Below are 15163 nucleotides of genomic sequence, written 5' to 3'. Positions count from 1 at the left end.
GGAACGAATCGGATATTACGGATCGACAAAACGTTCGTCAACGCTTTTTATTCAGAATTATTTCAACTGGTCTTTTTTTGCTCTCTACGCGGTTTTATTGCGCGTTTTTAGTGACTTACTCCACATTAATTTCTTGTGGTCGCCACAGGCAGCTGCCGCCCTTCTTCTGCACCAGATCCAGACGTTTTTCATGCTCGGCCAGTTCATCTTCGCTGGCGCGCAGCACACGCAGCCCCGATGAAGGACGCGCAATGCGATGAATGGTATCGCCGCCGTTTTGTTCTTCCTTTTCGCCTTCCATTGAAAACGACAGCGACGTCTGGCCGCCGGTCATGATCAGGAAGACTTCCGCCAGGATTTCGGAGTCAAGCAGTGCGCCGTGCAGCGTTCGCTTGCTGTTATCTATTTCATAACGCGAGCACAGGGCATCCAGGCTGTTACGCTTACCGGGAAACATCCGGCGCGCCATCGCCAGGCTGTCCGTTATCTGGCAGAAGGTTCCCGTTTTCGGGATATTGCGTTTGAGCTTGCCGAACTCATAGTCCATGAAGCCAATATCGAACGAGGCGTTGTGGATGACCAGCTCCGCGCCGTCGATGTAGGCAAGAAAGTCATCGGCAATGTCCGCAAAGGTCGGCTTGTCGGCAAGGAATTCGTCGGCGATGCCGTGAACGCCAAACGCTTCCGGGTCCACCAGCCGATCGGGCTTCAGATAAACGTGGAAGTTATTGCCGGTCAGGCGGCGGTTAATCACCTCCACCGCACCAATTTCAATGATGCAGTGCCCTTCATAGTGGGTACCAATCATGTTCATACCGGTGGTTTCGGTATCAAGTACGATCTGGCGTGTGGTATTTACTGTGCTCATAGGACCCGTTTATGTCAGACTTGGCGTTTTTCTACAGGGAGTCTACCAGAGATGCTTAAGCAGGTAGAAATTTTCACCGATGGTTCTTGCCTCGGCAACCCCGGCCCCGGTGGATACGGCGCGATTCTGCGCTACGGCGAGCATGAAAAAGAGTTCAGCGCCGGGTTCCATCTGACCACCAATAACCGCATGGAGATGATGGCGGCGATTGTGGCGCTTGAGGCACTTAACAAGCCCTGTAAGGTCGTTCTGAGTACCGACAGCCAGTACGTGCGCCAGGGGATCACCAGTTGGATCCATAACTGGAAGAAACGCGGCTGGAAAACGGCGGATAAGAAGCCGGTTAAAAACGTCGATCTGTGGCAGCGCCTCGACAGCGCACTCGGCCATCATGAGGTGAACTGGATGTGGGTAAAAGGCCACGCCGGTCATATCGAAAACGAGCGCTGTGACGAACTGGCCCGCAGCGCGGCGGGTCATCCCACCTTTGATGACGTCGGCTATCAGTCGGGTTCCTGAGGGAACCGCGAATGAAACTGGCGGGTTGCCCCCACCGTCTGGAGTTTCGCCTTGCTGGCGCTCTTTTTCGCCGGATTCATAATCAGCGGGAAGGTGCGCTTGCGGGCCACGATGAGATTCAGGCAGCCCAGCGCGGGCAGATGCGTGCTGATCATTTTCCCGCCCTGTCGGCTCCAGGGCAGTACCTGAAAACCACAGCGCTGTACCACTTCATAATTCAGCAGGCTCAGCCAGTCCAGCAGCCGCATCTGGGTAAACATCCGACTGTTCCAGGGGATCATACGGTGAACGCCCGGGATCAGTTTGCCGACGCCCAGCATACTGAACAGGTTGAAGCCGGTTATCAGCATCCAGCCGTCATCAATTAATACCCTGTCGACTTCGCGCAGGATGCGATGCGGATCGCTGCTCCAGGCCAGCGTGTGGGCCAGCAGGCAGGCATCCACCGATTTCGATTCAAACGGCAGGCTGAGCGGATCGGCCTTCACCTGGAGCTTATCGCCCTTCAATCCCACGTTGACCTGATGAGAGATGGCACAGGCTTCCGTATCAATTTCCGCACTCAAATCTCCCACTTTGAGCAGATGGAAGCCATACAGTTTGGCCAGGCTGGGTCGCAGATGATGGGCCAGCGCATCACGATAAAACTCACCGCAGGGGATTTGCGACCATGAGTCAGGCACGTGGCGGATTTGGCGTGTTTTAGCAGGCTTCATGCTTTACCATCTTCTATCCATTATGAGTACATACCCAGTCTGATTAACGTAGCTACAGAACAGCTAACGCGACGTCACTGATGAAAAGTATAGAGAGGTGAATATGAATCTTATCAGCATTCCGGCACTTCAGGATAACTACATCTGGATGTTAAATGACAGCGAGGGCCGCTGTCTGATTGTCGATCCGGGAGAAGCAGCGCCGGTTTTGCGCACCCTGTCCCAAAATCAGTGGCAGCCGGTCGCGATTTTACTGACCCATCACCATCACGATCATGTCGGTGGCGTGGCTGAAATACGGGCTCAGTATCCCAATATTACGGTGTACGGTCCGCAGGAAACCCAGGATAAAGGGGCCACCAACATCGTCGCTGAAGGCGAAAAAGTCAAAATTCTTGGGCTGGAATTCGATATTTATGCTACGCCCGGTCACACTTTGGGACATATCTCATATTACAGTTCCCCTTATCTTTTCTGTGGAGACACGCTGTTTTCCGGCGGCTGCGGAAGACTGTTCGAGGGAACACCTAAACAAATGTTCGAGTCCTTTCAGAAACTTAACTCACTTCCGGCCGATACGCTCGTTTGTTGCGCGCATGAATACACATTATCGAATTTAACTTTTTCACACGCGATTTATCCGCAACATAAGGAAATAGAGCGCTATCTGCTTAAAATTAAGGAGTTACGCTCAAAAAACCACATAACTTTACCGACAAAACTGGAACTTGAGCGAAAAATTAATGTTTTTTTAATGACGCAAGATACTGAATTACAGAAGTTAATTGGTTTAGAAACAACTATGCAACATGAGTGGCAGGTATTTGCGGCGTTACGCGCGAAGAAAGACCACTTTTGATATTTTAGGTTGTCATGAGGGGGGCGAGCACGTATTATTGCTCGTCTTTTAAGCGAACTATTGACACACACATGAAGGCTAAAGCGATAATTCTCGCCTCGGTCTTGCTGGTGGGGTGCCAGGCATCAAAGCATGATGCCAACATTCCTGAACAGCATGCACAGAGTTTGTCTTCGGCAGGTCAAGGTGAAAATGGACAGTACTCAGATTCAATGTTGTCCCCTCGATGGCAGGACGACGGAACCGGCCTTGCGCAGGGTCAGGATCTGTGGAATTTCATTAGCGACGAGCTGAAGATGAAGGTTCCGGATAATTACCGGATACGCGAACAGAAACAGAAGTACCTGAAGAACAAGAGCTATCTCCACGATGTAACATTACGGGCAGAGCCGTATATGTACTGGATAGTCGAGCAGATTAAGCAACGCAAAATGCCGATGGAACTGGTACTACTACCCATAGTGGAGAGCGCTTTTGACCCCCATGCAACATCATCTGCGAATGCCGCTGGCATCTGGCAGATTGTGCCGCAAACGGGGCGAAACTACGGCTTGAAACAGAATCAATGGTACGACGGGCGACGTGATATTGTCGCATCGACGAAAGTTGCTCTGGATATGATGCAGCGCCTTAACGACATGTTTGACGGCGACTGGCTACTAACGGTAGCCGCCTATAACAGTGGTGAAGGCCGCGTGATGAAAGCCATGAAGGCGAATAAAGCCAAAGGGCGGCCGACGGATTTCTGGTCGCTGGCGCTGCCGCGCGAGACGACGGTTTACGTCCCGAAAATGCTGGCTCTGGGGCAGTTGCTCAAGGACAGCAAGCGTTATGGTATACGACTGCCAACGACGAATGAAACGCGTGCACTGGCCCGTGTTGAAGTCGGTCAGCAGATTGAGCTGACGCAGGCCGCCGATATGGCGGGCATGTCGCTGAGCAAGCTGAAAAGCTTTAACACCGGGTATAAACGCGGTACGACGGCCCCTAATGGTCCTCACTACATTATGGTTCCGAAGTCCAACGTTGCTCAGTTGCGTAACTCGCTGGCAGAAGGTGATATTGCGGCCGTTCAGCCAACGTCGCTGGCGAAGAACAGTGTTTCCCCGACCACCTACAAGGTGCGTAACGGTGATACGTTGTCCGCTATCGCCAAGCGCCTGAGCATTCCGGTGAAGACGTTGCAGCGCGCGAATAATCTGCGCACGGCCAGCATCAAACCCGGTCAGGTATTGAGCCTGGGAAGCAGCAGCAGTACGCGGCTGGCAAATAACGGCGACAGCATCACCTATCAGGTTCGTAAGGGTGATTCTCTGGCCAGTATTGCGAAGCGTCACGGTGTGAATATTAAGGATGTAGTGCGCTGGAACAGCGTTGCTAATAATGCCAAAAATCTTCAGCCGGGCGACAAGCTGACGTTGTTCGTAGATAACAACGCAACGCCAGACAGCTAATTTGTTGTTATACCAGTTAAAAAGCCAATCTCCGGATTGGCTTTTTTGTTTTCCCTTCCCCCAATGTCATCCCCTCCCTTGTGCAATATGTGATCCCGCTAGCGCTTCCTGTGCAGCGACTGTGATGCAGATCGGGTTATTGTGCACCCCCTCTTGTATGGTAGTACACCTGAAATCTAATGTTAGATACGTGTTTAATTTTTGATCTAAAAACACGAGAAAAATAACAACACCAGGGATCTCGCTCTGACAGAGCATCACCAGAGCGGCACCAATAACGTCGATTTCAAAGGCACAGGATATGACTCATCCCTCTTCAGAAATGGCCCAGCGGGCCGAAAGCACAACCGCACCGCCGCTGCCTCATCAGCATCCGGCCAGGCGCGGGTTGATGCGTTTTATTCCCCGAGCGCATCCTGTTTCATGGTGGATGCTGGTGATCACTACGCTCGCCATTTTGATGAACTCTATCGACCGAATTATTTTGCCCACGCTGCTACCGGCGATCATGACGTCGTTTAATCTCACTGAGGTGCAGGCCGGCTGGCTCAATTCACTCAGCTTTGTCGGCACGTTAACGGGCGCCATTCTGTTCGGTTTATTTTCGGACTGGGTCGGGACCGGGCATAAACGCTGCTACAGCTGGTGCGTGGCGGTACTGGTTGAGGTGGTATCCGGCGTGGCGACCGCATTTTGTAAAACGCTCGGTATGTTTCAGGCACTCCGCGTGGCGATGGGCATGGGCACCGGCGGCTCCGAACCGATTAACGTTGCCCTGCTGGGTGAGTGGTGGCAGAAGGAAAATCGCGGATTTGCGATTGGCGTTCACCATACCGGTTTTCCCCTTGGCCAGTTTATCGGGCCGGTGCTGATTGCCGCTATTCTGGCCTTTGCCACCTGGCGTGAAGCGTTTCTGTTTATTCCGATGATTGGGCTGGTGATTTTAGTGGCTCAGCTGTTGCTGGGAACCAAGAAAAACCACGATAAGGTCAATCAATGGATTGTTGAAAACGGGCTCACGCCGCCGGTAACGGAATCCCTGCAGCAGACCGTTGAGCAGTCTTCCATCTGGGCTAATGTTCTGTCCTGCCTGAAAAATCGTAACTGCCAGTTAGCGATACTGCTGATTTTCGGTTTTACCTGGGCGGAGATGGGCATTGCTAACTTTCTGACGCTACAGTTAACCCGGGAAGTGGGTCTGGATCTCTCTACGGCGGCAATCATCTCCGGGGCTTCCGGCCTGACCGGATGGATTGGTCAGATCGTCTGGGGAAGTTTCTCTGACGTCAAAGGACGCAAACGCTCCCTGACGATTATCATCGCGGGCTGGATCCTCGCCGCTGCGCTGTGCGTCTTTATCCACTCAGCCGCGCTGGCATGGGCCATTCTTATCTTCTGGGGACTTTTCCGCAACTCGCCTTTCCCGGTGGCCTATGCGCTGTTAATTGATTCGTCACCCCGTGCCGCCGCATCAAGTATGGGGCTGATGATCGGCCTGGCGGTCGGTATCGCCGGTATTCTGGTGGCACCGGTCAGCGGCTGGATCATCCACAGCTACGGCTTCACCACGCACTACCTGGTGATTGCGGCCGTGCTGGTGATTTCCTGTATTCCACTCTGGTTAATTAAAGAAACCGTTAACGTTAAAAAGGCCTGATATGAGCACTGAACTGGTTAATCTGCTGAGCCGCCACCGTTTGATTGAGCTGAGCCATCCCTATGAGGAGTTCATGCCGGTATGGCCGACTCACGGCAAGTTTTTCTGCCATCGTTCAGAAGACTATGACGCGGGAGACGGCAACTATAACTGCCAGCTCAGCCTTGGCGATCACTGTGGCACCCACGTGGATGCACCGATTCACTTTATTGCCGAAGGGAAAACCATCGACGGTATCGATGTCCGCCAGCTCACGGGGCGGGGACGCTGCCTGGATATGTCCCACGTTGAGAAAAACGGGGTAATCACCCTCGAACAAATTCTGCAGTGGGAAGAGCAACAAGGTGCGATAGCTTCAGGCGATATCGTCATTTTTCGCACCGGTTATGATAAAAAATGGCATCCCCGCCCCCATCACCGGGCTTTTCTGCAGGACTGGCCGGGGCTGTCGGGCGAAGGGGCGCGCTATCTGATTGATAAAGGGGTCACCGTGTTTGGCACCGATGCGATGTCGCTGGACAGCTTCAGCAGCGAGGGGCATCCGGCGCATCATGCCGTGCTGGGTTCTGACTGCCTGATCGTCGAAAATCTGGCCAATCTGCACTGTCTGCCCACGTCGTTTACCTTTATCGCGCTACCGCTGAGGATTAAAGGCGCATCGGCCTCGCCGGTGCGGGCGATTGCCCTGGTGGAGCAGGAATAAGGCTCAGGGCCTGCTGGCCTCAATGAAAATGATGTCCGTGGTAAAGCTGCCGTCGGGTTGCAGTGCATAGTATCGCTGAACGTCGCTGGGCGCGGAGTGTTGGTAGGCGCGGATGGCCTGCACCATGACCTGTGGCGTACGCATGCGCTCAACCCAGCTGGTAAATTCCAGCTCCAGTCGGTCATGAGAAATCGATCCGATGGACAGCCCTGACTCCGTAAACAGCGTCAGCCATTCACCGGGAGAATAGTCCCTGACGTGCGAGGTATCACGCAGGGCTTCAACGGTCTGCAGCCAGATATCCAGCACCGGATTTCCCGGCGCATTCACGTCCATGAAAATGGCTTTGCCACCCGGTTTCAGTACGCGACGGACTTCACGCAGCGCACTGCCAACATCATGCCAGTGGTGAGCGGAATAGCGGCTGATGACGATATCAAATTCATCGTTGGCAAACGGTAGTTTTTCCGCATAGCCCTGCCGGATGGTCAGATGGTGATAGCCCCGTTCCTTTGCCGTCTGCGCCACCACTGTCAGCATTTTTTCTGACAGATCGTAAGCCACAACCTCTTTAACGTGCTGTGCGGCAATAAAGCTGGCGTGCCCGGCACCGCAGCCTAAATCCAGCACCCGCGCGTCAGATGCCGCATAGAGGCGTTCGCTCAGCTTAACCAGATCGCGCCCGCTGGCGTGTACTGCGCTGGTCAGATAGGCACCTGCCTGTTCGCCAAACTGCTTATCGACGTGATCGTGATGCCGGGCTGCCATAAAAATCCTTAAATTTCAGAAGGTGTCCACGGAGCGGGAGTGGAACTCCACCAGTAGCGGATTGTGATCGGAGGCCGTGGTGACCAGCACCGAGGCTTCGGCTACACCCATGCCACGGTAGAAAACAAAATCAAGCGGGCGGCCGAAGGCCTTACGACGATGATCGTCGGTGAAGCGCACTTCGCGCAGGCCCATTTCTCGGGAAAAACGATACAGGGCATTGATGCGCTGACGGCTCCAGGCATTAAAGTCTCCGGCCATAATCACCGGCCCCTGATGATGCATGATTTGCTCACCAATCGGCCCCAGCTGCTTGCTGTAGACATCTATGCCGATGCTGAAATTTACCGCATGGATGTTCACCACCATCAGCATCTGGCTGTTCGGCAGCGGATAGGCGGTCACCAGGGCGGACTTGGAGAGCCGCAGCAGCGGTTCACGCTCACGCAGCGGGCAGCAGTAAACCGGGTGCGCGGATGCCAGCGTCATCACGCCTGAGGGATGCTGTGGCAGTACGAAAGCGGGAACCTGGTCTGCCGCAAGGTAGTTACTGGTGGCAAAGCGCACCAGCTCAGGGGTGGTTTGCGCCTCCTGCAGAAGCACCAGATGCGCATCTTTCCCAAAGTTTTGCAGCACCGACAGCCACTCGGCCCGCTGCTGCTTGAAGATATTCCAGACCAGAACTTTCAGCGAGGTTTCCGTGGTAAGCGGCGCGCCAGGCGGTAATGCCTGCCCGACATGAAGCATCGACCCCGGCGGAAAAATACGTTCCGCTGGCTGCCCTGCTACATATCTCATGGCATAAGTCTTTTTTCGCACGTTATTGCCTGCACTGTTACAACGAAGGATGCTTTCCATCTTTCAGTTATAGGGGCTTTGCCGTGCAGTTTCAATCACCGCGCTGTAATTCCCCGGCCTTCTCCGTAAGTAAATGCAAACAGTGTGCTGACGAACAGACTGCCGCTTTTGCCAGCGGCCTGGGGGACTGACTGAACCGCTTTGGCTCTCACCCTGCCCCACAGGCAAACGCGTCTACAGAAGATATGGCACGGCAGTCATGAAGCACGCCGCCGAAAGCGTTCAACCTCTTCAGGCAGGCGATACAGCGAATCGATCGCCACATCCGCCCCTGCGGCGATGAGCCGATCGGCGTGATCCGGGGTAGTATGTGAACCACCGGTAAAACCCACCACGTACATACCGGCCCGTTTTGCGGCCATCACGCCGTGTACCGAGTCTTCAATCACCAGCGTGTTACCCGGCCGCGCATCAAACTGCCGTGCGCCGTGCAGAAAAATATCCGGCTCAGGCTTACCTCGCCCCGGTCCCAAATCCCTCGCCGAATAGACATGCGGTGCGAACAGGCTTTTTAGTCCAACCTGCGTAAGCACAGCGTCCAGCTGTTCGCTACCGGAATTGGAGCAGATGCATTTCGGCGTGGCAATCGCGCTGACCACCTCCATGCTGCCCGCGATCCTTTCCAGATCGCTGGCAAAGGCCGCCATCAGCCGGGGGTAAAAATCCTCACCGATGTTGGCGGGCAGGCTCACGCCTCGATCCTGGCTGACTCGCTCGATTAGCGCATCCCAGTCGAGACCGCTGTATAAACGCGTAAAACCGGCAACGTCAATGTCTACACCGTGCTGATTCAGCAGCGAGACCGCTAATCGAATACCGATAATTTCAGAATCAATCAGCACGCCGTCACAATCAAAGATGATCAAATCCAGGGTCTTCATTGTCTGTTTTTCACCACGTCTCGTGTACGAAGGGCGGCTAAGCGCCGCCCGAAGGTTAACTGTTTACGCTCCCAGCCTGTCTGTCAGGCCACGTTCAGTTGCTTTTTATACTTCACCAACAGCTGCTGGATATCGCGAAGCCGCGACACCGCAATCGAAGAGAGCTTCTCCTTCGACACATTACGGTCAAGCGAGATGCAGTCCTTCCACAGTGAACGCCCTGCAATCACCCCGGAAGCACCGTTGCGCAGAGAGATATCCACCTGGGTGAGGAAAGTGGAATGATCGACCCCGGCAGACAGCACGGCCCACGGTACATCACCGCAGATATCCGTGACCGCCGCACAAGACTGTTCGCTCCCCGGATAAGGGATTTTCAGGACTTTAGATCCGCACTCTATGCAAACCTGGCAGCCTTCCTGAATCAGCTGAGGGATTTTGCTCTGGTAGTCCTCTTTGCTCTCACCTTCCAGCTGATAGGTCAGAAACTCAACCACCAGGAACAGATCCTCGTGGGCGAAGTCGGCGATCACATCGCGTAACGTCTGCAGGTTGGCCACGTTGGCTTCCGGCTTATCGCTGCGCAGATAGATCATTATCTTGCCGCCCGTCGCCCCCAGCTCGCGAACCTTACGGGCGGTGATCCCTTCCACCATGTTAGAAATGCGATACCCTTCCGGTGACGTACTCCAGCCGGAGGCATCCAGACCAATCAGCAGGCCTGTATCGCGCGGCACCACGCCTTCGTCAATGATCCCCGGAACGGCACAGATCGGGTCGACCAGCACACAGCCAGCCTGAGAAGCCAGATAGGCGGTAATATCGTATTTCGTTTTTCCTAAGGTTTCATTACTAATGAGCGCCTGCTCTTCTGGCGTTGCCGCCAGTAAAGTACGCATACCGCCACGCTGGTCACAGGCAACCACCATCATTGAACCAGTGGCATCGCAAATCATTTGATAACCACGTCGTTCTGCCGTTGTCATTTTGTTCATAATTTTATTCCTCATAGGGAGAGAGTCAGTAAATAGAGATTAATTACGCTGATTATTTTCTTTGACCCAGCTAATCAGTTCGTCATAGCTGCCGCTAATATTCTGCTCAAAGGTATAAAGTTTCCCCAGGCACATTGGCTGCGCACGCTCTGCTAGCAAAATAAGCTCAGGGATATATTCCTCACCCGGATGGCCTTTCACCCGGCAGTGACAGCGATTTTTATATCGCTCGGCCACCAGACTGGGCGAGGCCTTAACCCAGACTTCTAACACGCTGACCTCGCCGATTTTTTTCAAATACCCCTCAAGCACCGATTTATCACGAAATCCAAACCAGGCATCCATAATAAATACCGTTTCCGGTGGAGAAGACTGCACAATGTTAAACATGGACTCATAGGCCGCATAACCCAGCTTTCTATTTAGTGGCCTGTCGATAACATCCGCGAACTGAACCATAAAAGGTTCTTTAATTTCATCGATACTCAACACCGGATAAGAAAAATAATCGGCAATAACTTTCGCGACTGAACTCTTACCGGATGCCGGGATACCGTTGACTAAAATCAGTGTTTTCATAATAGCCCGATAATTTCATCAATCGTTTTCGCTTGCCTGATATGCCGTAACGTCTCCTCCTGCTCCAGCAGTCCAACTATGGATGCTATGCCTTCGGTGATATGGGAGTCCCCATTCACACCGCCGAACATCACAACGATATCTACCGGAGGGCTGCCGTTAATCGACGTCGGTTTATTTAATGTCACCATACTAAAGCAGTCTTTAATGACGCCACATTCCGGTCGCGCATGGGGAATAGCAATCCCTTCATCAAAGACATAATAAGCACCGTATTCGAGCGTATTATCAATAACCGCCTGTGGATAGCTCTCAGTAACAAATCCACCGTCAATTAATGGTTTTGCCGCCTGGTGAATGATTTCATTCCAGGAATCGACTTCCATCTGGACTTGAATATACTGGTTCTTTGCAAGAAAGGCTTTTATGCTCATGTTACCTCATATATTTTTTCGGATGGTATTCCTTAGCTCATCCATTTTGATGAAGACATCATCTACACGATGGCGATATGCCTTGCTGGATGAATAAATCTTTATTGCCTGGTTATATTTAACCATTAATGTTTTCTGCGCATTATTATCCGCGGGATTCCTCGCCAGTTCAGACTCAAGCGAGATCAACTCAGCGGTAATTGTATCGGCCTGTTCATTATTATCCGTTTCCTCTGCTGAATTTGCCGGGCTGAAAATTTGCTTTAGCTTTGAGAACATACTTCCTCCTACTTGCTCAATTTTCTGTTGGCGAACCAGACGATAAATACGACGAAGGCGATAAAGCCGATGACAAATGGCCATTCATTCTGGAAGGCGTGGCCGAGAACCAGCCCGGTCGCGATCACATCTGAATCACTGAAGGTGACGCCTTTAAAGCCGAAGGTTTCCAGCAGAGGCACCAGGATTGCCGGCAGCAGGGTAATAAACAGACCGTGTACCACACCGCCAATAATCGCGCCCTTGCGTCCTCCCATTGCGTTGCCAAACACCCCCGCAGCACCACCGGCGAAAAAGTTGGTGAGCAGACCCGGCAGGATCATCGCCAGACCAAACATAGGGAACACAATCATGCCGATAATCGACCCCACGGTGGTGGCCAGGAAGCCAACAATCACCGCATTAGGGGCATACGGAAACAGTACCGGACAGTCGAGAGCGGGTTTAGCATTCGGCACCAGGCGCATGGCGATACCACGGAAGGCCGGTACCAACTCGTTAAGCAGCAGGCGTACGCCGCTATATAAGACAAAGACCCCGGCAACAAACTGCATCGACTGCATAAATGAAAACATGATGTAGTTGGTGCCGTTGGAGAACTGTGCGATATAGTCAGGCCCGGCGAAAATGGCTGGAATGATATACATCGGCACCATGATAACGGCCATCGACAGATAGGTGTCCTGCAGGAACTTGAAGTTGTCCGGCAGCGTCAGGTCTTCAGTTGAGCGCGAGTTCTTGCCAATGGCTCTGGCAACCGCCGCCTGTACCAGGTAGCCGATGGTACAGAAATGCCCCAGTGCAACATCATCGGAATCCGTGATCTTACGGACGATTGGCTGGGCGATGGCCGGCATCAGTACCGCCATTATGCCGCCGAAGATCCCCCCGGTCAGAATCAACGTAGCCCCCGTCAAACCGGCTTTATAGCCAATCACGGTGCCGATGGTCGCCATCCACAGCAGCGCCTGCCCGGTCAGGAAGATATATTTAAACGGCGTGATGCGGGCAATAAGGATGTTGACGGCAAAAATCACTAACAGCGTCAATGCCACTTCCGAGCCCAGCTCACGATTCGCTACGCCTGCAATAGCCGCAACGTCGGTTATGTAGCCCTGCATACCAAAACCGCTGGTAAAGATGTCGTTGAGGAAGGTTAAGGCGGCAACAATGATATTGATGCCCGCCATCATGATCAAAAGGCCCAGTAGCGTTTTGAAGGTGCCCTCAATGGTTTTACCGACGGATTTCTTCTGTAAGATCAATCCCAGCATGGCGATCAATGCAATCAGTATTGAAGCCTGGCCGAGAAAGTCTTTCACAATAAAATGAATAATAGCGTCCACTTGTCACCCCAAGTTTCAGTTTGAGTTCATATAGGCGAGGATTTTTTCTTCTATTTCTTTTTTATCAGTGAGCTTATTTAATATAATGACTTTCTTTTTTTGATCTTCGCTGGCATCCGATGTTAATACATCAGCGAACATTTTCTGCGTCAGAATAATGTCATATTTGAATGAGGAGGCTTCGGATACCGTAGTGTGCTCAATATCAGCATCAATACAGAGTTTTTGTAATACGGATTTTGCGCTCATCTCAATCGCAAAACTTGAGCCAAGACCACAACCACATACGCAGAGTACTTTAAGCATGTTAATACCTCAGATAAGGTTATTTATTTTAGCCAGTTTGTAGAGGTTACTATCTTCATCCACTAAACGTTTGTCGGAATTTTCAAGATCGATCGGTATTGCTTTATTATTGTTGTTCATAACAATGACTTTATTGATCAGGCCGCTTTTGATGCATCGCACGACTTCCTCTGCAAGAATAGCGCCTTGAATAATCTCTTCACCGGTAGGCTTACCGCTGCGTAATCCATATCCCAATATAGTTTTTCTTATCCTAATACCAATTTTATGTTCGAGCTTACCGATCATCGTATCGATAGCGCCCTGGAATCCTGGGGTGTACTCTTTGGTGTAACCCTCCGAACAGAGTATTATCACGCTATTCTGGCTGTCGATTTTTTGTTTTATCCGCCCTGCCAGAACGTCTATGTCCCACGGTACTTCGGGGATCAAAGCAATATCCGCATTGCTTTTTAGCGCAGCCTGCAGGGTCAATTCACCACAATAGCCGCCGAGCAGCTCAATCATGAAAATTCGACCCGGTAAGCCGCGCCCCGTATTACGTAATTTCTCAACCTCACTAATCACCTGCTCGCAGGCGGTAGAAAAACCGATGGTATAGCTATTCCCCGTGATGTCATTATCAATCGTCATACCCACGCCATAACAGTTGATATCGTAACTGCTGAGGACTTTTAAAAACTGGAAAGAACCGTCTCCTCCTCCCATGATTAAACAGTCTAATTTCTTTTGACGTATATTTTTAGCAATTCGCTCATAGTCCAAACGTCTGCACTTATCTTCTTTTCTTCCTGAAGCAATAATCGGCACGGACGAAATCGATAAATCAACCAGATCGCGACGGGATATATCCTTGCAGCGATTTTCAATCAGGCCATTAATTCCGCCATCGAAAATCACTATTTCAGCTTCCGTCATACGGTCAATCTGAAATAAAAAGTTATTCATTCCGCTGACATCACCACCGCTTATTACTAATCCTATTTTCATGGCTGACCTCGGATATACCTTCACCGGAAAACGTGCAGTGAATGTTAGAGAACCATGAATATAATTTTTTGAAGCATGTCTCATTTTTGAAACGATTTTGGCTATTACCGGGTATTGACAGCCTGATAATAAAGCTATTTTTGTGATGTAAATCACTTATTTTAATCGGTTATTTTATAGAAAACTCAATAACCAATTGATATAAAACAAAAAATATTATGTGATCCATGTAGTGCTATTTCTTCTGCCTGGCTTAAATAAACGATTCGCTATTTTGTGATTAATTTCACATTAATCTGGGTTCTGAGATTTGGGTAAGAGCAGGGCGGGTCCTCCCCGCAGTGGGAATAGAGGTGTGGAGGTGTGATGAGTGTGCGTATGAAGATACGATGTTGTGCAGACCTGAAGGCGCAAAGGTGAACGGTTGTAGCAGATAGAAGTTACGAAAGATATCAAGATATGAAGGTATCAAGGAGTGAAGGTGCTGGTAGATGTAGATGTCAGTATGAAGATGCGATGGTGTGCGGATTTAGGAAGGCTAGCGTGGCATCTGTAGAAGCCGAGGGGATATGATGACACGATAGCAGTGAAGCCAGAACGCCCGAGGAGGGGTTGTAAATATAAGAGGGATATGAAGATGTCAAAACGAAAAAGCCCTGAGCTAATGCTCAGGGCTATCGTAATAAGTGGCGGAACGGACGGGGCTCGAACCCGCGACCCCCTGCGTGACAGGCAGGTATTCTAACCAACTGAACTACCGCTCCACCGATTCTGTACTGATATCAGAAAACGTCTGATTTCAGGTGTTTCGCCTTTACCTTGTCAGGGGTAAAGTCACGATCCGTTAAGGATCTTAATTTGATGCCTGGCAGTTCCCTACTCTCGCATGGGGAGACCCCACACTACCATCGGCGCTACGGCGTTTCACTTCTGAGTTCGGCATGGGGTCAG

General features: G+C 51.5%; 16 protein-coding genes, 1 tRNA gene, 1 rRNA gene and 1 pseudogene. 5 read left to right on the top strand and 14 right to left on the bottom strand.

Annotation, left to right across the window (positions count from 1 at the left end):
* Nucleotides 1-115: 115 nt before the first annotated feature.
* Entirely contained in the window at nucleotides 116-868 is a 753-nt protein-coding gene (gene dnaQ / locus EC836_RS17480) for a DNA polymerase III subunit epsilon (RefSeq protein ID WP_123335456.1), read from the bottom strand.
* Between dnaQ and rnhA the strand changes: the two are divergent.
* A pseudogene (gene rnhA, locus EC836_RS17475) lies at nucleotides 819-1387 on the top strand (ribonuclease HI). The gene dnaQ and the pseudogene rnhA overlap by 50 nt on opposite strands.
* On the opposite strand, the gene EC836_RS17470 reads toward rnhA, so the two are convergent.
* Nucleotides 1372-2103: a class I SAM-dependent methyltransferase gene (locus tag EC836_RS17470; protein ID WP_123335452.1), complete on the bottom strand. Its 732-nt coding sequence runs from the start codon at nucleotides 2101-2103 to the stop codon at nucleotides 1372-1374. The pseudogene rnhA and the gene EC836_RS17470 overlap by 16 nt on opposite strands.
* Before the next feature lie 103 nt (nucleotides 2104-2206).
* Between EC836_RS17470 and gloB the strand changes: the two genes are divergently transcribed.
* The 4 genes from gloB (at nucleotide 2207) to EC836_RS17450 (ending at nucleotide 6776) form a co-directional block, all read left to right on the top strand.
* Nucleotides 2207-2962, top strand: a complete 756-nt coding sequence (gene gloB / locus EC836_RS17465) for a hydroxyacylglutathione hydrolase (RefSeq protein ID WP_123335450.1) — start codon at nucleotides 2207-2209, stop codon at nucleotides 2960-2962.
* Nucleotides 2963-3033: 71 nt separating this feature from the next.
* Entirely contained in the window at nucleotides 3034-4416 is a 1383-nt protein-coding gene (mltD, locus tag EC836_RS17460; RefSeq protein WP_123335448.1) for a murein transglycosylase D, read from the top strand.
* Nucleotides 4417-4717: 301 nt separating this feature from the next.
* Nucleotides 4718-6073, top strand: coding sequence for an MFS transporter (locus tag EC836_RS17455; RefSeq protein ID WP_123335446.1), 1356 nt, complete (start codon nucleotides 4718-4720; stop codon nucleotides 6071-6073).
* Between the two features lies 1 nt (nucleotide 6074).
* Nucleotides 6075-6776, top strand: coding sequence for a cyclase family protein (locus EC836_RS17450; protein ID WP_123335444.1), 702 nt, complete (start codon nucleotides 6075-6077; stop codon nucleotides 6774-6776).
* 3 nt (nucleotides 6777-6779) lie between these two features.
* Here EC836_RS17450 and EC836_RS17445 read toward each other — a convergent pair whose 3' ends face one another.
* The 12 genes from EC836_RS17445 to rrf all read right to left on the bottom strand — a co-directional run.
* Nucleotides 6780-7544 carry a class I SAM-dependent methyltransferase gene (locus EC836_RS17445; RefSeq protein WP_123335442.1) on the bottom strand — a complete coding sequence of 255 codons (765 nt, stop codon included), beginning with the start codon at nucleotides 7542-7544 and terminating at the stop codon, nucleotides 6780-6782.
* Between the two features lie 15 nt (nucleotides 7545-7559).
* Nucleotides 7560-8363 carry an endonuclease/exonuclease/phosphatase family protein gene (locus EC836_RS17440; RefSeq protein ID WP_123335440.1) on the bottom strand — a complete coding sequence of 268 codons (804 nt, stop codon included), beginning with the start codon at nucleotides 8361-8363 and terminating at the stop codon, nucleotides 7560-7562.
* Nucleotides 8364-8599: 236 nt separating this feature from the next.
* Nucleotides 8600-9283 (bottom strand): HAD family phosphatase, encoded by a 684-nt coding sequence (locus EC836_RS17435; RefSeq protein ID WP_123335437.1) that lies wholly within the window; start codon nucleotides 9281-9283, stop codon nucleotides 8600-8602.
* 83 nt (nucleotides 9284-9366) lie between these two features.
* The gene (locus EC836_RS17430) at nucleotides 9367-10278 is read right to left on the bottom strand and encodes a tagatose-bisphosphate aldolase (protein WP_123335435.1); all 912 of its coding nucleotides are present in this window, start codon (nucleotides 10276-10278) and stop codon (nucleotides 9367-9369) included.
* Nucleotides 10279-10317: 39 nt separating this feature from the next.
* Nucleotides 10318-10857, bottom strand: coding sequence for an AAA family ATPase (locus tag EC836_RS17425; RefSeq protein ID WP_123335432.1), 540 nt, complete (start codon nucleotides 10855-10857; stop codon nucleotides 10318-10320).
* Nucleotides 10854-11291: a PTS sugar transporter subunit IIA gene (locus tag EC836_RS17420; RefSeq protein WP_123335430.1), complete on the bottom strand. Its 438-nt coding sequence runs from the start codon at nucleotides 11289-11291 to the stop codon at nucleotides 10854-10856. Before EC836_RS17420 ends, EC836_RS17425 begins: the two co-directional genes overlap by 4 nt.
* Nucleotides 11292-11297: 6 nt before the next feature.
* Nucleotides 11298-11570 carry a hypothetical protein gene (locus EC836_RS17415; protein ID WP_123335428.1) on the bottom strand — a complete coding sequence of 91 codons (273 nt, stop codon included), beginning with the start codon at nucleotides 11568-11570 and terminating at the stop codon, nucleotides 11298-11300.
* An 8-nt stretch (nucleotides 11571-11578) separates the two neighbouring features.
* Nucleotides 11579-12916 (bottom strand): PTS sugar transporter subunit IIC, encoded by a 1338-nt coding sequence (locus tag EC836_RS17410; RefSeq protein ID WP_123335426.1) that lies wholly within the window; start codon nucleotides 12914-12916, stop codon nucleotides 11579-11581.
* Nucleotides 12917-12931: 15 nt separating this feature from the next.
* Complete coding sequence (locus EC836_RS17405; RefSeq protein WP_123335424.1) at nucleotides 12932-13222, bottom strand: PTS sugar transporter subunit IIB; 291 nt, start codon at nucleotides 13220-13222, stop codon at nucleotides 12932-12934.
* A 9-nt stretch (nucleotides 13223-13231) separates the two neighbouring features.
* Nucleotides 13232-14212, bottom strand: coding sequence for a 6-phosphofructokinase (locus EC836_RS17400; protein ID WP_123335422.1), 981 nt, complete (start codon nucleotides 14210-14212; stop codon nucleotides 13232-13234).
* A 687-nt stretch (nucleotides 14213-14899) separates the two neighbouring features.
* A tRNA-Asp gene (locus EC836_RS17395) sits at nucleotides 14900-14976 on the bottom strand.
* Nucleotides 14977-15075: 99 nt separating this feature from the next.
* A 5S ribosomal RNA gene (rrf, locus tag EC836_RS17390) occupies nucleotides 15076-15163 on the bottom strand; the annotation flags it as partial.

Origin of the sequence: Erwinia sp. JUb26 (assembly GCF_003751505.1) — a bacterium.
Lineage (GTDB): Bacteria > Pseudomonadota > Gammaproteobacteria > Enterobacterales > Enterobacteriaceae > Erwinia.
The sequence above is the reverse complement of the archived record's forward strand: the minus strand, read 5'-3'. Positions and strand labels throughout refer to the sequence as shown.